The sequence below is a fragment of the Mycobacterium sp. GA-1199 genome, assembly GCF_001500045.1.
Lineage (GTDB): Bacteria > Actinomycetota > Actinomycetes > Mycobacteriales > Mycobacteriaceae > Mycobacterium.
In genome coordinates this window covers 1-22,915 of record NZ_LQIX01000025.1, presented here as the reverse complement: position 1 = coordinate 22,915, position 22,915 = coordinate 1, and the positions used below count along the sequence as shown (strand labels likewise).

The following is a 22,915-nucleotide window of genomic DNA, read 5'->3' as shown; positions in this document are numbered from 1 at the left end:
CACCGAATCGTTTGTTAGGACGTCGGAATATTCCGATGTCGACCTTCCGGTAGACATCGACTGAACGGGGCCATGGCGATGGCGCTCATCCGTACGGAACAGGTCAATCGACGAGAGGCGCCGTGCGGGATCGGCGATCATCGCCAGCAGTATCCCCTGCAGCCGCTCGATAAGCCCCTCGATACTGGCTACGTCGAAAATATCAGTGCGGAATTGGACGCGAAGCCCCAATTCTCGCCCTGGTTGTGCCTGCACCGCGACCGGGTAGTGGTAGTAGTCGCGGGCCCTGAACTCAGTGATGTCGAAGTCATGGCCGCTCGACAACGCCGCGGTGTCCATGGGGTAGTTCTCGTACACGAAGACCGTGTCGAACAACTTCTCGTGGCCTGTGAGGCGATGGATTTCCGCCAGCCCGAGATGCTGGTGCTCAAAGGTTCTGCTTTGCGCCCTTTGCAGCTGCCCGAGCAGTTCGCTGGTAGTGGTTGCCTGCGTGAGACGCACGCGCACCGGCACGGTGTTGATCAAAAGTCCGGCCATCGTCTCCGCGCCCGCCAAATCGGCGGGCCGCCCGGAAACCACGGCACCCAACGCAACATCCTGGTTACCCGTCACGGAGCTCAACAGCAGTCCCCAGGCAGCCTGCAGCACAGTACTGAGGGTGGTGTGGTGTGAGCGGGCCAGCTCGCCGAGGGCTTGCGTAGTTTGTTCCGGCACCCGGAACTCTGCGATTGTGCGCGGCCCCAACCCCAACCGGTCCGGCGGAGCCACGAGTGTTGGGGTCTCGAAACCGGCCAACTCCTCGCTCCAGGCCGCACGAGCTTCCTGCACGTCTCGCTCTGCCAGCCAGGTGATGAACCTGCGATACGGCGTGGGCTCGGTCAGCCGCTGCTCGTAATAGTGGGCAATGATCTCTTGCAGCAGGATTGGCATCGACCAACCGTCGAGCACTATGTGGTGATTGGTCAGCACCAGCCGATGGCTCTGTGCGGCGACGCGAATCAATGCCGCCCGGAAGGGCGGCTGGTCCGCCAGGTCGCAGACGGCGGCGCGGTCGGCAGCGCACAGGCGCTCGATCTGCTCATCGATTTCAACCGCACTCCCGTTCAGGTCCACGTAGCGCCACGGCACCGCCGGGTCGGCGGGGATGATCTGGACCGGCGCGTCGGGCCGGGACCAGAAGTGGGCTACCACGTTCGGGTGGCGGGCGGCCACGGTCTGCACGGCCTCACGCAGCCGCAGCGGCTCCAGCGGGCCGGTGATGGTGATGTCCAATTGCACCGCGTACACATCGTCGCCGTCACGCTGCGCAGCGTTGGCGTGGAAGAGCAGCCCCTGCTGTAGTGGGGTCAGCGGCAACACGTCAGCGACCGCATATCGCTGGCAGAGCTCGTCGAGTTCGGACTGGTTCAGCCGAGCGGGCGCGATGTCGGACGGCGTCAATCCGCCGCCACCTGCGCGCACATGCGCGCAAATACCCGCCAGCGCCTCGAACCACAACCGGCTCAATCTGCCGACCTGCGTGGCATCCAGCGCCGAGGGAGCCCACGTCCAGTCCGCGTGCAGCTGCGGTCCGGTGTCGGTGTCGGCGGTGGCGGCGTTGAGTTCCACGGTGTGCGCCAAGGGCATTGGCAACGCCCCAACCGCGCCGGTCAACGCTAATGCCTCGGAATCGATCCGCCACACATCGTCCGAGGTCTCGCCCGCGGACGCGCCCAACCGGCCCAAATAATTGAACCCGAGCACCGGATGGGATCCGGCCAAGTTCACATCCGGGTTCAAATAGCGGAGTAGACCGTAGGTCACACCGTCTGGTAGAGCACGCAACTGCTCTTTGGCGTTTTTGACCAGGGCACCCAGCGCCGCCTCGCCAGCAATGACGTCGTCCCAGTCCAAGCCGTCAACCGCCAACGCGACGGGGTAGAGGGCCGTGAACCAGCCCACGGTGCGCGAGAGGTCGACATCGGATGAGAGCTCCTCAGCACGGCCGTGACCCTCAACATCGATGATGACCGGCGCACCGCTGTCATTGGTGAACTCCGCAATCGCCAACCCGAACGCGATCAGCAGAATGTCCTGGATTCCGGCATTGAACGCGGCCGGGACCTCCCCCAGGAGCATCCGAGTGGTCTCGGCATCGAGCGACGCCGACAAACGTCCGGCGGTGGCGTAGGTATCCAGCGCCGGTTGCACCGTCGGAAGTGCGGCCGGGGTCGTGGTCACCTGCCGCCACGCGTCGGTTTGAGCCACCACCTCCGGAGCACGGGCAAGCTCGGCCAGCAGTGCCGACCATCGAGCAAACGATGTCCCTCCCTCTGGGAGCTCGATCGGTTGGCACGCACGGCGCTGGGCCCAAGCAATGTTGAGGTCTTCCAACAGGATTCGCCACGACACCCCATCAACTGCCAGGTGGTGGATGATCAACACCAACTGACCAGTACGGGCAACCCACAGCGCACTGAGCATCAGCCCGGCCGCCGGGTTCAACCGCGACCGTGCCTCGATCAACGCCGCCTCGGACAATCCGTCCGCGGTTCTCAGGCAGTTCCGCGCATCCAACGCCCCAGGCTCAGGAGCCGTGAGCGCCCAACCACCGGCGCCGTCGTCGTCGACCCGCAGCCGCAACATCGCGTGTCGATCAAGAAGCGCCTGCAGGACCACCGCCACGTCGGCCTCGCTGACTCCAGCAGGGGCTTGCACCACCACGGTCTGGTTGAACTCGTCAGTCGGACCTTCGATGCCCTGCAGCCAGTGCATGATCGGGGTCGCCACCACGGGTCCGACACCCGCATCGAGGGCCCCTGCCGTCTCACCTTCGATGACCCGGGTCGCCCGTGCCAGGCGGGCCACCGTCTGTTCAGCGAACACATCCCGGGGTCGACACAGCAGACCCGACGCCCGAGCCCGAGCCACGACCTGCATCGATAAGATGCTGTCCCCGCCCAACTCGAAGAACGAGTCATCGACCCCGACTCGTTCCAAACCCAACACCTGGGCGTAGATGTCGGCCAGGACCTCTTCGACACCGCTCTCCGGCGCGCGGTACCGGTCGGCGTCGGTGTATTCGGGCGCTGGCAGCGCGCGGGTGTCGAGCTTGCCGTTGACCGTCAACGGCAACGCATCGAGAACGACAACGGCGGCAGGAACCATGTAACGCGGCAACTGTTCAGCCAGTGCCGCGCGGACACCATTCGAATCGACGGCGCCGGCCGTCGACTCGGTCACGTAGCCCACCAGACGCTTGTCGCCGGGACGATCCTCGCGGGCGATCACCACCGCCTGATCCACTCCGGCACAGCCGGCCAACACCGCTTGGACTTCGCCGAGCTCGATGCGATACCCGCGGATCTTGACCTGCTCGTCGGCACGGCCCACATAGTGCAACTGGCCATCTTGACCCCACGACACCAGGTCCCCGGTGCGATACATCCGTGCACCCGGATTCCCGTACGGGCAGGCCACGAACCGCGATGCGGTCAACGCAGCCCGGCCCAGGTAGCCACTCGCCAGACCCTCACCGGCCACATACAACTCACCGACGACCCCGACAGGCACTTCCCGCAACCAGCCATCGAGTACGAACAGCGCCGCCCCCGGTACCGGCGCACCGATCGGCGGCCACCCGGACCCGGCCTTCAACGGCGCGCTGAGCATCACGACCATCGTCGTCTCGGTCGGCCCGAATGCGTTGATCATCACCCGCCCTGGCGCCCACCGATCCACCAGCTCCGGCGGACACGCCTCACCGGCGACCACCAACGCCGTGGAATCCAGCCCCTCAACTGCGAGCATCCCGGCCGCTGAGGGGGTCTGGGTCAGCACATTGACCTGCTCGGCAACCAGCACTGAGTGCAAGTCCTCCGCCGAACGGGTCACCGTGTCGGGCACCACCACCACCTTGCCGCCATTCAGCAGCGGACCCCAGGTCTCCCACACCGACGTGTCGAAACCATAGGAGTGACACTGCGTCCACACCCCGGTCACCGGCAAGTAGTGGCCCAGTTGCTGCAGCAGCTGGGTGACGTTGTGGTGCGTGGTGACCACACCCTTCGGGACACCGGTGGTACCCGAGGTGTAAATCAGATACGCGACATCATCCGGGGCCGGCCCCATCGCTGTCATTGCACTGGGCTGGGTGTCGACGGCGGGGTCGTCGATGTCGATCACCACCAGCTCATGGCCGGCCAATCGGTGGGCCTGCCCGGCGGTGGTCAGGGCGGCGGACGGGGCGGCGTCGTCGAGCACGAACTCGATTCGCGCGTCCGGATGCGCGGGGTCGATAGGCACATACGCCGCCCCACACTTGAGCATCCCCAGCATCGCCACGGCCGCCTCAGCTGAGCGCTCCACCAACAAAGCCACCCGCTGCCCCGGCCTCAGCCCGCGACTGCTCAGCAGGTGCGCCCAGCGATTCGATGCCTCATCTAGTTCGCGATACGTCCATGAACGACCCTGAGAGGTCAATGCGACCGCCTCCGGCGTACGGGCGACCTGAGCAGCGAACAACTCCGGAATCGACACCGCCGGCGGTCCCGCCGCCGTCAGCGCCTCCCGATTACCCCAAACCTGCAGCCGGGCATGTTCATTCACATCGAGCACATCGATCGACGAGAACCGCTGCGCCGGGTCGGCCGCCATGGCCACCAGGATCCGTTGCAACCGTTCAACGAATGCTTCGATGGTGGGAGCGTCGAACACATCGGTGCGGAACTCGACGTGCCCGCTGATACCACCGGGCTCACCGCCATCGCTCCACTGCTCACCCAAGGAGAACGTCAGATCCATGCGGGCGGTGTGGGTGTCCGCCGGCATCGGGGTGACCTGCACATCACCAAGCCTCAAATCACCTTCGGCATTGTTCTGCCACGCCAACGACACCTGCACCAATGGGTGATGGTTGAGCGAACGAACGGGGTTGAGCCGCTCCACCAACACCTCGAACGGCACATCCTGATGCTCAAAGGCGGCCAGACTGCGCGCACGCACCTGCCCCAGCAACTCGCCTACCGTCGGATCGCCGGCCAGGTCGACCCGCAACACCAACGTATTGACGAAAAAACCCACCAACTCATCGAGCGCCCGGTCACGCCGCCCCGCGATCGGGAACCCCACCGCCACATCAGAACTCGCACTCAACTTGGCCAACAACACCGCCAAAGCCGCCTGCATCACCATGAAACCGGTCGCACCGTGCTCACCAGCGAGCCGAGAAACGCCCTGCTGCACATGCGCCGGCCACTGCACCGCCACCTTGGCCCCGCGATAATCGGCCACCGGCGGATACGGCCGATCAGTAGGCAACTGCACCCGCTCGGGCATATCGGCCAACGCGTCCTGCCAATACGCCAACTGCGTGCCGATCGGACTGTCAGGATCGGTCAACTCGCCGAGTTGGGCGCGCTGCCATAAGGAGTAATCGACGTACTGGACCGGCAAATCGACCCAGTCCGGGGCCTGACCCGCGCGCCGGGCGGCGTAAGCCGCACTCAAATCGCCCACCAACGGAGCGATCGACCAGCCATCAGCAGCGATGTGATGCACCACCGGAACCAACACGTGCGCATCCTCGCCAAGCCTGAAAAGAGTTGCCCGCAGCGGGATCTCAGTGGCCAGATCGAACGGGCGACGTGCCGCCGCCTCGACGGCCTCCCCGAGCCGGCTCGCCGGCCACCCGGTGGCATCAACGATTTCCCAGCCGACTTCGGCGCGCTCTACCGGCAGTACCAGCTGTTGCGGAATGCCTCCCGGGGCGGGAAACAGCGTGCGCAAACTCTCATGGCGCTCCACCACATCAACCAGAGCGGCACCCAACGCTTCGGCGTTCAAGCGCCCGTCCAACCGCAACGCGACCGCCAAGTTGTAGACCGCAGACGGGCCCTGCAACTGATCCAAGAACCACAACCGGTTCTGCGCAAACGACAACGGCACCACCGCAGGACGCTCCACCGGCACCAACGGCGCCAACGCGTCCCCCTCACCGATGCGCGGTGCCAACCCGGCCACAGTGGGCGCTTCAAACAAGGCACGTACCGGAAGGCCCGCATGCAGAGCCTTGTTGACCGCGGCGATCACTCGCATCGCCGACAACGAATCGCCGCCCAACTCGAAGAACGAATCATCGACGCCGACCCGCTCCAACCCCAGAATTTGGGCGTAGATGCCGGCCAGGATCTCCTCTGTGGGCGTGGCCGGGGCGCGATACCGATCGACGTTGGTGTAATCAGGGGCCGGCAGGGCACGTCGGTCGAGTTTGCCGTTGACCGTCAATGGCAGCGCATCAAGCACCACCACCGCCGCAGGCACCATATAGTCCGGCAAACGCTCGGCAAGCACCGAGCGTATCCGGGTCGGGTCGGCGGTTCCCGTGACATAGCCAACCAGCCGTTTGTCACCAGGGCGGTCCTCGCGGGTGATGACCGCCGCCTGATCGACCCCATCGCAGCCGGCCAATGCAGCCTGAATGTCGCCGAGCTCAATACGATAGCCGCGAATCTTGACCTGCTCGTCGGCGCGGCCGACATACCGCAGCTGCCCATCCGGGGCCCACGACACCAGATCTCCGGTGCGATACATCCGCTCCCCGGAGCCGGCGAACGGACACGCGACAAACCGCGATCCCGTCAACGAGCCCCGGCCGACGTAGCCGCACGCCAGACCGCGACCGGCCACATACAACTCGCCGACCACACCCACCGGGACTGGGCGCAACCACGCGTCGAGGACGAAGAAAGCAGCGCCGGGCACTGGGATGCCAATAGGCACAACCCCCGAACCGGCGTGTAACGGTGCGCTGAAAGACGTGTACCACGTCTCGGTCGGCCCGTAGCCGTTGATCATCAACCGACCGGGCGCCCAGCGATCCACCACCTCGGGAGGACACGCCTCACCGGCCACCACCAAAGCCACCGACTCCAGACCGTCGGGCGACAGCGTCGCCACCGCCGACGGAGTCTGATTCAAGACACTGACATGTTCGGCAATCAGCAAGGCGCGGAACTCATCCGGAGAGCCTGCTACCTCCTCGGGCACCACCACCAGGCGTCCACCATGCAGCAGGGCACCGAACATTTCCCACACAGAGACATCGAACGCCAACGAGTGCCACTGCGACCACACCTGACCCGGCAGCTTCAATTCGATGTCCAGCGACTGGAACAGCTGGGTCACGGTGCGGTGAGTGACCGCCACGCCCTTGGGAACGCCGGTGGTTCCCGAGGTGTAGATGATGTAGGCGAAGTCGTCCACGGCCGGTGCCGGAAGGCCGGTGCTGGGATAGCTGGCGATGCGAGGGTCATCGATCTCTACGACGGGCACACCGCCCACGTCCAGTCGCGCGCGCAGGTTGGTCATAGTGACAACCGTGACCGGCGCTGCGTCGGCGAGGACGACTGCGATGCGCGCATCCGGATGCGCCGGGTCGATCGGCACGTAGGCCGCCCCCGTCTTGAGCACCGCCAGTACCGCCACAACCGCTTCAGCCGACCGGTTCAGCAACAGCGCCACCCGCTCACCGGGTCCGGCCCCATTGGCCGCCAACGCATTTGCCACCCGGTTGGCGGCCTCATCGAGCTCCCGATACGTCCAGGAGCGGCCCTCGAAAGTCAGCGCCACCGCCTCCGGGCAACGCGCCACTTGCTCGCCGAACAACACCGGGATCGACGCTGTCGGCGGCGCCGGCTCGGTCAACACCGCCCGATGACCGATCACATCCAGATGAGCGTGCTCAGCCGCATCAAGCACATCGACAGATGACAACCGACGGGTCGGCCCGTCGGTCATAGCCACCAAGACCCGCTCGAATCGCGCGAGCAGCGTTTCGATGCTGGCCGTGTCGAACACGTCGGTGCGAAACTCCACCGCCCCTTCGATTCCGGCGGGCTCACCGTTGGCGGTCCAACGTTCGAACAGCGAGAACGTCAAGTCCATTCGAGCGGTGTGAGTATCGGCCGGCAACTGCGTGACCTGCAGATCACCCAGAGCGAGGCCCGCACCATCGTCGTGATTCGGCCGGGCGAAGTTCTGCCAGGCCAACAACACCTGTATCAACGGCTCATGAGCTCGGGACCGGGCCGGATTGAGACGCTCGACCAGCACCTCAAAGGGTACGTCTTGATGTTCAAAGGCTTCCAGGCTTCGACTTCTCACCTGAGCCAACAAGTCTTCGACTGTGGGATCGGCTGTCAAGTCGACCCGCAACACCAAGGTGTTGACGAAAAATCCGATCAACTCATCCAATGCCGGGTCTCGCCGCCCGGCAATGGGGAACCCGATGGCCACATCGGCGCTCGAACTGACCTTCGACAGCAGTGTGGAGAGGGCGGCTTGAACCACCATGAAGGTGGTCGCGTTGTGCTCGCTAGCCAGCTGAATGACCCGTTGGTGGAGCTCTCCCGGCCACCCGACGACCACACTCGCTCCACGATTGGAAGCCACCTGCGGATACGGCCGATCAGTGGGAAGCGTCAACCGCTCGGGCATTCCAGCCAACGTGTCCTGCCAGTACGCGAGCTGTGCGGCGATGGGGCTGTCGCTGGAATCGAGATCTCCGAACTGCGCGCGCTGCCACAACGTGTAGTCGACGTACTGAATCGGTAAGTCCGTCCAGCTGGGCGCTTTCCCCGCGCAGCGGGCGGCATATGCCGTACCGAGATCAGCGACCAGTGGGCCGATGGAAGAGCCGTCGGCGGCGATATGGTGCACCACGCCCACGAACACATGATCATCGTCGTCGAGCCGGAAAAGCGTGGCGCGCAACGGAATTTCGGTGGACAGGTCGAAGGTGTAGCGAGCAGACTCCTCGACGGCCGCAGTCAAACGGTCCGGAGTCCATCCGGCTGCCTCGAAAACCTGCCAGCCCATGGTCGCTTGATGGGCCGGTACAACCAACTGTCTTGGGACCCCATCGACAGCCGGAAACAGCGTACGCAACGACTCGTGGCGGCCCACCACATCGCTTAGCGCCGCTCGCAGCACCTCTGGGTCGAGGGTGCCTTGCAGGTGCAAGGCCACCACCATGTTGTAGACGGGTGATGGGCCCTGCAGCTGATCGATGAACCACAGCCGGTTCTGCGCAAACGACAACGGGATGACCGCCGGCCGCTCTACAGCCACCACGGGCTCAAGCACATCCGAGCCTGACGCTACATACGAAGCCAGCTGCTCAACGGTGGGTGCTTCGAATAGGGCGCGGACCGCAACGCTGGCATCCAGTGATTTGTTGACCGCGGCGATTACGCGCATGGCCGAGAGCGAATCCCCGCCCAGCTCGAAGAACGACTCGTCGATCCCGACTCGCTCCAGCCCGAGCACCTGCGCGAAAATTCCGGCCAAGAGCTCTTGAGTGAGATTTGCTGGGGCGCGGAAATGACCAGTTTTCTGATACTCCGGTGCCGGGAGGGCCTTTTTGTCGAGTTTTCCATTCGCGGTCAGCGGCAACGCATCGAGTACTACCACTGCGGACGGAACCATGTAGGACGGCAGTTGTCCGCCCAGCGCGGTGCGTACCTCGTCTGGATTTGCTGAGCCGGTGATATAGCCCACCAGTCGCTTGTCGCCGGGGCGATCCTCGCGGGCGATCACGGCAGCTTGGTCTACAGCATCGCAAGAGGCCAGGGCGGCCTGCACTTCACCGAGTTCGATGCGATATCCGCGGATCTTGACCTGCTCGTCAGCGCGGCCTATGTATTGGAGCTCCCCGGTCGCACTCCAGGCGACCAGATCCCCGGTGCGATATAGGCGCTCCCCGGGTGCCCCGAATGGGCAAGCCACAAATCGCGACGCGGTCAATGCCGGTCGGCCCACATACCCATAGGCCACACCCGCGCCGGCCACGTACAACTCGCCGACAACCCCGACAGGCACGGGCTTCAACCAACCATCGAGCACAAAAAAGGCGAGATGCGCCAGTGGCACCCCGATCGGGCTGACCGCGCTCCTCAGATCCTTGGCGACAATCCTCCGGAACGAGGCGTGCACCGTGGTCTCGGTGATGCCGTACATATTGATCAGTCGCGGCGATCCGGGGTGATTGTCCAGCCACGTCTCGAGGCGCTGAGGCTCTAATGCCTCTCCGCCGAAGACCACGGCCTCGAGTTCGAGTTCGTCTTTCGACTCGCTCGGCTGTGATGCGCCCAAGCCCAGCCAGTTCGTCACCTGACGTTCCCACGCGGTGGCACTGGATTGCCACGCATGCTGTGCATCAGCGGTCTGCAATGCATAGAACGCCGAGGGTGTCTGACTCAACACGCTGACCCGCTCCGCCACGAGCAACGCATACAACTCTTCTGGTGAGCGAACCACCGCGTCCGGCACCACTACGATGCGGCCACCGCTGAGCAGCGCACCGAACATCTCCCACACGGAGAAGTCGAACGCCAAGGAGTGACATTGCGACCACACCCCCGACGGGGGCATATCGGCTTCCAACGACTTCAGCAGGCGGGTCACATTCCCGTGAGGGACCGCCGCCCCCTTAGGGGTTCCCGTGGTACCCGAGGTGTAGATGAGGTAAGCGATGTCATCCGTGGCCGGCGTCGGCAATGCGGTATCGGGTTGGCCGTTCACGGCCGGGTCATCGACATCGATCACCAACAGGTCGCGCCCGTCGAGACGCGGGCGCAGATCCGCCGTGGTGATCGCTGCGGTGGGTGCCGCGTCAGCAAGCACGAAGCCGATCCGCGCGTCGGGATGCGCGGGATCGACCGGCACGTATGCCGCCCTTGTCTTGAGCACCGCCAAGATCGCAACGATCGCCTCGACAGAGCGCGGCAACATCAGCGCAACCCGTTGCCCGGGTCCCGCCCCCACCCCGGTCAACAAGTGCGCCAACCTATTCGACGCCTTCTCAACCTCCGAATACGTCAACGAACGGCCGTCGCAGGTGATCGCTAGTGCGTCCGGTGTACGGGCCACCTGCGCCGCAAACAGCTCCGGAATCGACCCCGTCGCAATCGCAGGCTGTGTGAGCATTGCCCGGTTGCCCCACGCATCCAGGCGCGCGTGCTCAGGCTCATCCAGCAGGTCCACCGATGAGAGCCGCCCTGTCGGGTCGGATGTCATCGCTACCAACATCCGCTCGAACCGGTCGATGAGCGTCTGAATGGTTGCTGCGTCGAAAACGTCAGTGCGGAATTCCACATCCCCGCCGATGCCGGCGGGTTCACCCGTCTCGGTCCAACGTTCTCCGAGGTGAACTGCCAGGTCCGTACGTGCGGTATGAGTGTCCAGAGACAGCGGTGCGGCCTCCAGGTCACCAAGTGCGAGCCCAAAGGCGCCGTTTTGCTGCCCGGTCAAGGTCTGCCATGCGAACAGTACCTGCACCAGCGGGTGATGAGCCAAGCTACGAGTGGGCTTCAGCCGGTCGACCAAGAGCTCAAAAGGTACGTCTTGATGCTCGTATGCGGCAAGGCTGCGTTCTCGCACCTGGGTAAGTAGCTCAGTGATACTGGGATCGCCACTCAGATCGATCCTCAACACCAAGGTGTTCACGAAGAACCCAACCAGTTCATCGAGCGCAGGGTCGCGTCGGCCGGCGATCGAAAACCCTACCGCCACATCAGAACTGGCGCTGACCTTCGATAGCAACGCCACCAGGGCAGCCTCGATCACCATGAAGCTGGTCGCGTTGTGCTTGCTGGCGAGTCTTGCCACGGCTTGTTGCAGCTCGGCCGACCAGTCCACCAGCACTCGAGACCCGCGGTAATCAGCAACCGGCGGATAGGGCCTGTCGGTGGGAAGTGTCAACCGTTCGGGCATACCAGCGAGAACATGCTCCCAATACGCCACCTGCGCCGCGATGCGGCTTTGCGGATCATTTATGTCACCTAATTGCGCGCGCTGCCACAGCGTGAAATCGGCGTACTGTGCCACCAAGGGCTGCCAGCCGGGGGCCACTCCGTCACACCTGCTCGTGTAGGCCATCTCGAAATCCCGCGCCAGCGGACCGATGGATACCCCGTCGGCAGCAATGTGGTGCACCGCAGCCACGAGCACGTGTTCTTCCTCGCTGACGCGGAAAAGCCGTGCCTGTAAGGGAATCTCAGTTGCCAGATCGAACGTGTAGTTCGCTGCTTCACCGATGGCCTCGGTCAGCTCCTCCGCCGACCATCCGGTCGCATCAACGATTCGCCAGCCGAAGTCGACGTCCTCGGCGGGCACCACCAGCTGCTCGGGAATTCCGTCAGACGCCGGGAAAATCGTGCGCAGGCTTTCATGGCGAGCCACTACGTCGGCCAGCGCCGAGCGCAATGCCTCAGCGTCGAGCTTGCCGCGTAACCGCAATGCGCGCGCCATGTTGTAGACCGGTGACGGACCCTGCAACTGATCGAGAAACCACAGCCGATTCTGGGCAAAAGACAACGGCACGACCGCAGGCCGTTTCACCGGCGCCAACGGCTCGAGCCCTGTTCCATCGACGCCGATGCGTGGCGCCAGTTGAGCAATCGTGGGAGCCTCGAACAACGTGCGGACCGATAGGCTGGCACCCAGGCTGGCGTTGACAGCACCGATCAAGCGCATCGCCGACAGCGAATCGCCGCCGAGATCGAAAAACGAGTCGTCGACTCCCAGATGCTCGACACCGAGGACTTGGGCATAGATGCCGGTCAGGATCTCTTCGGTGAGGGTGGCTGGGGCGCGGTAACGGTTGGTGTCGCTGTACTCCGGCGCCGGTAAGGCGCGCGTGTCCAGTTTGCCGTTGACCGTCAGCGGCAGCGCCTCGAGCACGACCACGGCGGTGGGCACCATATAGGCCGGCAACCGCTCAGTCAGCGCTGCGCGGATGGCGACCGGGTCGGCGGTACCGGTCACATAACCCACAAGGCGCTTGTCGCCCGGGCGGTCCTTGCGGGCGATCACCGCAGCCTGCTCGACGCCCTCGAGCGCGGCTAATGCCGCCTGCACCTCACCGAGTTCGATGCGATAACCGCGGATCTTGACCTGTTCGTCCGCGCGTCCCAGATAGACCAGTTGCCCATCCGCACGCCAGTACACCAAATCCCCGGTCCGGTACATCCGCGTCCCGGGCGCTCCAAATGGGCACGCCACAAACCGCGATGCCGTCAAACCCAGGCGTCGCACATAGCCGCAAGCCACACCGCCGCCGGCCACATACAACTCGCCGACCACACCCTGCGGCACCGGACGCATCCAGTTGTCCAATACGAACAGTGCTGCCCCGGCCACCGGCGAGCCGATCGGCACCGCTTCCGTCCCTGGCGTCAGAGGCGCACTGATCGCCACACACATCGTGCTCTCGGTCGGGCCGTATGCGTTGATCATCAGCCGGTCACCAGCCCACCGATCCACGACCTCGGGTGGGCAGGCTTCGCCGACAGCCACCAACGCGACTGATCCCAGAGTCTCCGGCGAGAGCACGCTGACAGCGGACGGAGTCTCCGTGAGCACGTCGACTTTCTCGCTCGTCAACACGCCTTGGAAGCTTTCCGGAGCGCGGGTCACCTCTTCGGGCAGCACGACCACGCGCCCGCCGCGCAGGAGAGCACCGAAGATCTCCCACACCGAGACGTCGAAGGCCAGGGTGTGGCATTGCGCCCAGACCCCCGCGGGCGGTAGATCCACATTCGGAGACGCCAGCAATTGTGTGACGTTGCGATGGGTGACCGCCACGCCCTTGGGATTGCCGGTGGTGCCCGATGTGTAGATCACGTACGCGACATCGTCAGGCTCCGGCGCAGATGGCGCAGTGCTGGGCTGGTCGGCGACGGCGGGATCGTTGACGTCCACCACCAGCAAGTCGTGCTCTGCTAGCCGAGCGGCCAAGTCGGCGGTGGTAACGACGGCCAACGGAGCTGCGTCCCCGACTATGAATTCGACGCGAGCCGACGGCAGTGCCGGATCGATCGGCAGATAGGCCGCGCCCGTCTTGAGCACCGCGAGAATCGCCACGACCGCTTCAGCGGACCGGTTGAAAAACAGCGCGACGGACTGTCCCGGACCCGCCCCCCGGCCGGCGAGCAGGTGCGCCAGGCGGTTAGCCGCCAGCTCGAGTTCTCGGTAGGTCCATGATTGGTCGCCACATACCAACGCCACCGCGTTCGGTGTCTCCGTCGCGCGCGCCGCAAACACGTCGAGGATGGACGACCCCCGAACTGCGGGTTGCGTCAACACCGCCCGGTTACCGATCTCATCGAGGCGGGCGTGCTCACCGGACGCGAGGAAATCCACCGACGAGAGCGGCCGTTGTGGATCGGCCGCCATCGTCACCAAGAGCCGCTTTAGCCGGTCGACGAGTATCTGGATGTCTTGGGCGTCGAACACATCGGTGTCGTATTCGACGCGAAGGCCCAACTCGTCACCCGGGATGGCCTGAACCGTGAGTGGATAGTGGTTGTATTCGCGGCCCACGAATTCGAGGATGGCCAGCTCGTGGTCCGCTTCCAAAGCGGCGGTGTCCACCGGGTAGTTCTCGTAGACGAACAGGGTGTCGAACAACTGGTCATGCCCGGTGAGCCGATGTATCTCGTTGAGCGCGAGGTGCTCGTGTTCCAGGGTGCGGTTGTGAGCGGTCTGCAACTGTTCGAGCAGGTCCGCGGTGTTGGTTGCCGGCGTCATGTTCGCCCGCACCGGCACCGTGTTGATCAACAGACCCACCATCGAGTCCGCTCCGACCACTTCGTCTGGGCGCCCCGAAACGGCTGTACCGAAGGCGACATCGTGCTGACCGGTCAACGAGCTCAACAACTGCGCGAACGCGCCTTGCAGCACCGTGCTGACGGTGGTGTGGTGAGCGCGCGCCAAGTCGCCGACGGCCCGGGTGGTCTGATCTGGCACCCGATACGAGGCGACCTCTCTCTTGCCACGTCCCAACCGATCAGGTGGACCCACCATGGTCGGGTTCTCGAAACCGGCCATTACCTCGCCCCAGGCCACCCTGGCGGCCTCGCGGTCTCGACTGACAAGCCAGTTGATGAAGTTGCGATACGGGGCCGCCGCAGGTAACGGCTGACCGTAATAGATGGCGAAGATTTCCTGCAGGAGGATGGGAAGCGACCAGCCATCCACGACGATGTGGTGGAAGGTGAGTACGAATCGGTGACGGTCTTCGGCGGTGCGAATCAGGGCCCCTTGGAAGGCCGACTGGTGGGCAAGATCGCAGACGGCGGCGCGTTCGGCAGCGCACAGCGTCTCCAGCTGCTCGTCGATGTCCACGTCGCCCGGAACGAGATCGAGATACCGCCAGGGCACGTCGGGATCGACCGGAATGATCTGCACCGGCTCTTCGAACTGCGCACAGAACCTGGCTGCCAGGTTCGGATGCCGGTTGGCCGCCGTTTGCACGGCCTCGTGCAGTCGGTGGGGATCGAGAGGCCCATTCACGGTGATCTCCAGTTGCACCGCATAGACATCGTCAGTTATCTGCGCGCTGTCCGTGTGGAACAAGAGCCCGTGCTGCAGGGGACTCAGCGGTAGGACATCGGCGATCGAGTACTGCTTTTGGAGTTCGTCAAGCTGTTGCTGAGTCAGGCGGGCCGGCGCGATATCGGAGGGCGTCAGTCCGCCCCCACCGGCGCTGACGTGCTTGCAGATTCCCGACAAAGCTTCGAACCACAACCGGCTCAGTCGGTTGACTTGCTCCTCGTCGAGCGCCGAGCGCGCCCAGGTCCAGTTCGCCTGCAGTTGCGGACCCGCCTCGGAATCGACGGTGGCGGCGTTCAGCTCCAGGCTGTGCATCAACGGCATCGGGATGGCTGCGGTTGCGGCGATCGACGACAAGCTTTCTTGGCTCATCCGCCACAGTTCGCCGGCCGTCTCGCCCGCTGATCCGCCCAGACGACCCAGGTAGTTGAAGCCGATGGTGGGGTCGGGCTCGGTCAGCTCGACGTCGGCGTTCAGATACCGCAGCAGGCCATAGGTCAGCCCGTCCGGGAGCGCACGCAACTGCTCTTTGGCTTCCTTGATCGCCGTTCCGAGGGCAGCCCCACCGGCGAGCACGTGCGACCAGTCCAGCGCTCCGACGGTCAATGCGACCGGATATTTGGTAGTGAACCATCCGACCGTGCGAGACAGATCCACGTCGGCCGCCAATTCCTCGTGGCGCCCGTGGCCCTCCACATCGATAGTGATCGGTCCACCGTCCGTCTTCAAAAACTCTGCCAGCGCCAAAGCGAAGGCGACCAACAGAATGTCGTTCACGCCGGCATGGAAGGCCGACGGGACCTCCCCCAACAACATCCGGGTGGTCGGCACGTTCAGAGCGAACGACGAGTGCCCGGCCGTGGCGAACGTATCCGCGGTCGGTTGTACGGCGGGCAGCAATGCCGACACCGCAGCAACTTGCCGCCATGTCTGCGCATGCTGCACCACGGCGGGGTCCCATGCATGCTCGGCGAGCAGCGATGCCCAGCGGGCGAACGACGTTCCACCGAGCGGCAACTCCGCGGGCTGGTGGCTATCGAGCTGCGCCCACGCTGTGTTGAGGTCCTCCAGCAGGATGCGCCAGGACACCCCGTCGACGGCCAGGTGGTGGATGATCATGACCAGCTGACCGGTGGAGCGCACCCACAACGCGCTGAGCATGTCGCCGAGGGCCGGATTCAGTCGAGACCGGGCCCCGATCAGGGCCTCGTCGGACAGCACGTCGACGGTGTGTACACACGCAGCCGCATCGACAGCCCCGACGTCGGGCACAGTCAGCGACCAGCCTCCGGCGCCATTGTCGTCGACGCGAAGTCGCAAGGTGGCGTGCCGATCAAGCAGCGCCTGGATCAAGGCCACCACGTCGGCCTCGGTCACCCCTGAGGGCGCCTGGAGCAATACCGCTTGATTGAACTGGTCAACAGGGCCGTCAACATCTTCGAGCCACCGAATGATGGGCGTCGGCGTCACCGTTCCCAAGCCCTCGTCGAGGATTTCAGCCTCACCGGCGGTGGTCCCGGCGACTCGGGCCAGTCGCGCCACGGTCTGTTCAACGAATATGTCACGCGGCCGACACTTCAACCCGGCGGCGCGCGCGCGAGCGGCCACCTGCATCGACAAGATGCTGTCTCCGCCCAGTTCGAAGAAGGACTCGTCGATCCCGACCCGCTCAAGACCGAGGACTTCGGCGTAGATGTCAGCCAACACCTCTTCTACCGCGTCGGTGGGCGCACGGTAGGTTTCGACAGCTTGATATCCCGGTGGCGGCAATGCGCGTTTGTCGAGTTTGCCGTTGACGGTCAGGGGCAGTGCCTCCAGCGGCACCACCGCCGTCGGGACCATGTAGGCCGGCAGTCGCTGGGCCAGGGCTTCGCGCACTGCGTTCGGATCGGTGGTTCCGGTCATATAGCCGACCAACCGCTTATCGCCCGGGCGATCTTCTCGGACGATCACCGCCGCCTGCCCCACGCCGTCGAGCCCAGCCAATGCAGCTTGTATCTCACCGAGTTCGATGCGATATCCGCGGATCTTGACCTGCTCGTCGACGCGGCCGAAGTACTGCAGCTGCCCGTCAGCACCCCAGCGCACCAAGTCTCCGGTGCGATACATTCGCTGCCCCGGCAACCCGAATGGGCAGGCCACGAAGCGCGATGCGGTCAGCCCGACCCGGCGAACATACCCACAGGCCACTCCGTGACCGGCCACGTACAGCTCGCCCACCACACCTGGCGGAACCGGACGAAGCCAGCTGTCGAGGACGAACAACGCCGCCCCCGGAACCGGGGCCCCGATCGGCACGACACCCGATCCGGCGGTCAGCGGGGCACTGATCGTCGCGTACACCGTGGTTTCGGTCGGGCCGTAGCCGTTGATCATGACCCGCCCGGGCGCCCATTGATCCACGACGCCAACCGGACAGGCCTCACCGGCGGCCATCAACGACACCGACTCCAGACCCTGAGGTGACAGCGCCGCCACCGCGGACGGGGTTTGGCTCAGTACGCTGACGCGCTCCGTGATCAGCAAGGCATGGAGGTCTTCGGGTGATCGGGCGACGTCCTCGGGCACCACGACCAGTCGCCCACCGTGCAGCAGCGCGCCCCAGATCTCCCACACCGAAAAGTCGAAGACCAACGACGACGTCTGCGTCCACACCTGCTTGGGCGACAGATCGATCCCGACATCCATCCCATCGAACAGGCGGGTGACGTTGGAATGGGTGACGGCCACACCCTTCGGGAGACCCGTGGTGCCCGAGGTGTAGATGATGTGGGCCAGATCGTCGGCAGCCGGCGCCGGCAATGCGGTGCTGGAGTGGTCGCCTATGCGGGGGTCGTCAACATCGACGACGGGCAGACCGTGCGCGGTCAGCAGGTCGGCCAAACCGCCGATTGTGACGCCGACGATGGGCGCCGCGTCCTGGATCATGAATCCGATACGGGCCGCCGGCAGCTTTGGATCGATCGGCAGGTAGGCCGCCCCTGCCTTCAGCACAGCCAGAATGGCCACGATCGCCTCAGCCGACCGGTTGAACAGCAGCGCCACGCTCTGTCCCGGTCCTGCGCCGTTAGCGGCCAGCAGGTGCGACAGCCGGTTCGCTGCCTCGTCCAGCTGCCGGTAAGACAGCGAACGGCCTTGGTACGTCAGTGCCACCGCCTCGGGGGTGCGAGCCACCTGCGCGGAGAACAACGCCGGAATCGACAGTGGGGTCGCGGCCTGGTTCAGCACCACGCGGCGACCGAGATCGTCCAAACGACTCTGCTCTTCGACCTCGAGCAGATCGATCGTCGACAACCGCTGACCGGGGTCGGCGGTCATTGCCCCCAACACCCTCTCGAAACGACCGATCAGGGTTTCGATGCTTTCATCGTCGAACACGTCGGACGCGTATTCGGCCCGAAGATTGAGTTCCTCGCCGGGAACCGCCTGCAGAGTAAGCGAGTAGTGGTTGTATTCGCGCGCGCTGAACTCGGTGATGGCGAGGTCGTGGTCGCCGGCTAACGCGGCCGGGTCGATCGGGTAGTTCTCGTAGACGAAAAGGGTGTCGAAGAGTTTGTCGTGACCCGACACACGATGTATCTCGCTGAGCGCCAGGTGCTGATGATCCAGTGTGCGGCTGTACGCGTCCTGCAGCTGGTCAAGCAGATCTGCCGTGGTGGTTGTCGACGTGATGTTCGCCCGCACCGGCACCGTGTTGATCAGCAGCCCGACCATCGATTCAGCGCCGAGCACTTCGGCGGGGCGGCCGGAGACGGCAGTACCGAAGGCAACGTCACGCTGACCAGCCAGCGAACTCAACAGCAACGCCCAGGCGGCCTGGAGCACCACGTTGACAGTCGTGTGGCGCGAGCGCGCCAAGTCATTCACGGCCTGGGTGAGGGGCCGGGGCAACCGGCGTTCGGCAACACCTCGGCGCCCGAGTTCCAACCGGTCCGGCGGGCCCAACAAGGTCGGGCTCGCAAAGCCGGCCATCACCTCGCGCCAGGCGGCCTGGGCGGCCTCGCGATCCCGATCTGCCAGCCAGCTGACGAACCTGCGATAGGGCGTAGCCGGTGGGAGGCGCCGCCCGTAATAGCTGGCGAATATCTCCTGCAACAGAATCGGCATCGACCAGCCGTCGAGCACGATGTGGTGGTTGGTGAGCACGAAGCGGTGGCGATCCGGTGCGGTTCGAATCAATGCGACTCGAAAGACCGGCTCGTCGCCGAGTTGGCACACTGCTGCGCGTTCGTCAGCGCAAATCGCCTGAACTTCCTCGTCCAGCTCTATGTCGCTGGCGGACAGGTCGACGGAGCGCCACGGCACCACCGGGTCGGCGGGGATGATCTGCACCGGCTGACCGAACTGATCAGAGAAGCGGGCCAACACGTTTGGGTGCCGGGCCGCCACCCTGTTCGCCGCGTCGCGGAGTCGGTGCTCGTCGAGGACGCCGGTGATGGTGACATCGAATTGCACCGCATATACGTCGGAGCTCGAATCCGTCGCGGTACCAGCATGGAAGAGCAAGCCGTGTTGAAGGGGAGTCAGCGGCAGAATGTCAGCGATTTGCATATTGCCGCTGAAGCTCCTCAATTTGCTGTTGGCTGAGATTGACTGCGATATCAGACGGGGTCAAACCGCCTCCACCACCCCGTACATGCTTGCAGATTCCGTCGAGAGCCTCAAACCACAAGCGGCTCAACCGATTGACCTGCGCGTCAGTGAGCGCTGAGGGCGCCCACGTCCAGTTGGCGTGCAGCTGCGGGCCAGAGTCGGTATCGACGGTGGCCGCATTGAGTTCCACCGTGTGAATCAATGGCATGGGGATATCCGCAGCAGCACCGGTCAGCGACATTCCATCCTCGCGGATTCGCCAAGTGTCACTGGACTTTCCGGCTGACGCAGCACCGAAGCGCCCGAGGTAGTTGAAGCCGATCGCCGGTTCGGAACCCGTCAAGTCGACATCTGAGTTCAAGTAGCGCAGCAAACCATAGGACAGACCATCCGGCAGGGCGCGGAGCTGCTCCTTGGCATCCTTGATCAGCGTTCCCAGCGCGGTCCCTCCAGCTCTCACCTGCGACCAGTCCAGTCGCCCGACGTTGAAGGCCACCGGGTACTTGGTGGTGAACCAGCCCACCGTGCGCGACAAGTCCACAGTGTCGGCCAGATCCCCATCGCGGCCGTGGCCTTCCACATCAATGGCGACCGGCTCGTGGCCAGTACCCAAGAACTCCGCGACCGCCAACCCGAAACCGATCAGTAAGACTTCATGGACCCCGGCGTGGAATGCCGTCGGGACCTCCCCCAGCAGCATCCGGGTCGTCTCGACGTCCAGCTCCGCCGACAATCGCCCGGCCGAAGCGAAAGTGTCTACCGTCGTCTGCACCGCCGGCAAGCCTGAGGGGACCTCCGTTACCTGTCGCCATGCGTCGGTCTTGGCGACAACATCTGGGTCCTGCGCATGCTCCGCCAGCAGTGACGCCCACCGGGCAAACGACGTTCCCCCGGCCGGCAAAGCGATCGACTGCCCGGTGCGACGTTGCCGCCAGGCGATGTTGAGATCCTCCAACAGGATCCGCCAGGAGACGCCGTCTACGGCCAAGTGATGGATGACCAAGGCGAGCTGCCCAGTCGCTGCCACCCAAAGCGCGCCCAGCATTGCCCCAACCGCAGGATTCAACCTCGAACGCACGGTGATGAGCGCCTCGTCCGTCAGCGCATCGGCGGTATGCAGATACTCACCAACGCCAACCGTCCCGGGTTCCGACACGTGCAATGACCACCCGTCACCGGCGTCGTCAACACTCAGCCGCAACATGCCGTGCTGATCGACCAGGGCCTGCAACAGCGCCAGGACGTCAGCCTCGCTCACCCCCGCCGGAGCCTGGAGCAACACCGTCTGATTGAACTGTTCGGTCGGGCCGTCCACGCTTGCCAACCAGCTGATGATGGGTGTTGCCGTTACCGGCCCCGTCCCGTCATCGACGACGTCGTTCTCACCGTCCGAGAGGGTGGCTACCCGTGCCAGCCGGGCCACGGTCTGCTCGACGAAGATGTCGCGCGGCCGACACAACACACCGGCCGCCCGTGCGCGGGCTACCACCTGCATCGACAAGATGCTGTCACCGCCCAGCTCGAAGAAGGAGTCGTCGACGCCGACCCGCTCCACCCCGAGCACCTGCGCGAATATGCCGGCCAAAGTCTCCTCGACGGCACTGGCTGGGGCCCGGTATTGGTCGGAATCGGTGTACTCCGGGGCCGGCAATCCCCGCTTGTCGAGCTTGCCGTTGACTGTCAACGGCAACGCCTGCAGCGCGACCACCGCCGACGGCACCATGTACCCCGGCAACCGCTCACCGAGTGCAGCGCGGATCCCGCCCGGATCAGCGGTCCCGGTGACGTAACCCACCAGCCGTTTGTCACCGGGGCGGTCCTCGCGGACGATCACCGCGGCTTGATCGACCCCCTCGAGTGAAGCCAACGCCGCCTGGACCTCACCGAGCTCGATGCGGTAGCCGCGGATCTTGACCTGCTCATCGGCGCGACCCACGTACCGCAAATGTCCATCCGGGCCCCACCACACCAAATCCCCGGTGCGATACATCCGGTGCCCGGGTCCGCCGAAGGGGCACGCGACAAACCGCGACGACGTCAACCCCGACCGGCCGACATAGCCCTCGGCTACGCCGGCGCCGGCGACATACAGCTCTCCGACCACACCGGGGGCAACAGGACGCAACCAACCATCGAGCACGAAGAGGCTCAAATGCGCCAACGGCACCCCGATCGGGGATTCCACCTTCTCAACATCTGCGGCGGAGATCTGGCGTACCGACGCATGCACCGTGGTCTCGGTGATGCCGTACATGTTCAGCAATCGCGGCAATCCCGGATGACGCCCCAGCCAGCCTCCGAGGCGGGCGGGCTCGAGTGCCTCCCCACCGAAGATCACCGTCTCGAGTTTGAGCTGATCACCCAACTCCGGGGCCAGCCCGTCCGCGGCTTGCAGGGCATAAAACGCGGACGGCGTCTGACTCAACACGCCGACCTGCTCAGATACCAGCAGCGCGTGCAATTCTTCGGGCGAGCGCACCACAGCGTCGGGCACCACCACCAAACGGCCCCCGCTCAGGAGGGCCCCAAAGATCTCCCATACCGAGAAGTCGAAGGCCAACGAGTGACACTGCGTCCACACCCCAGCCGCTGGCACATCGGCCTCCAGCGCCTCCAGCAGCTGAACCACGTTGCGGTGTGCAACGGCTACACCCTTCGGTGTTCCCGTGGTTCCCGAGGTGTAGATCAGATACGCGATATCGTCGACGGACGGCAGCGCGAATCCGGTGCTCGCCTGGGTATCGATGGCCGGATCGTCAGTATCGACGACCACTAATCCCTCGTGGTCGGGCAGTCGTGAGCGCAGCGCGCGAGTAGTCAGGACGGCCACCGGTGCGGCGTCGGCGAGCACGAACTTGATCCGGGCATCCGGATGCGCGGGGTCGATCGGCACATAGGCCGCCCCGGTTTTGAGCACGGCAAGGATGGACACCACGGCTTCGGGCGAGCG

1 pseudogene is annotated in these 22,915 nt (G+C 64.7%); it reads right to left on the bottom strand.

The annotated features are described in order from the left end of the window. Positions 1-84: 84 nt before the first annotated feature. Positions 85-22,915 (bottom strand): annotated as a pseudogene (locus tag AU198_RS17205) (non-ribosomal peptide synthase/polyketide synthase); the annotation flags it as partial.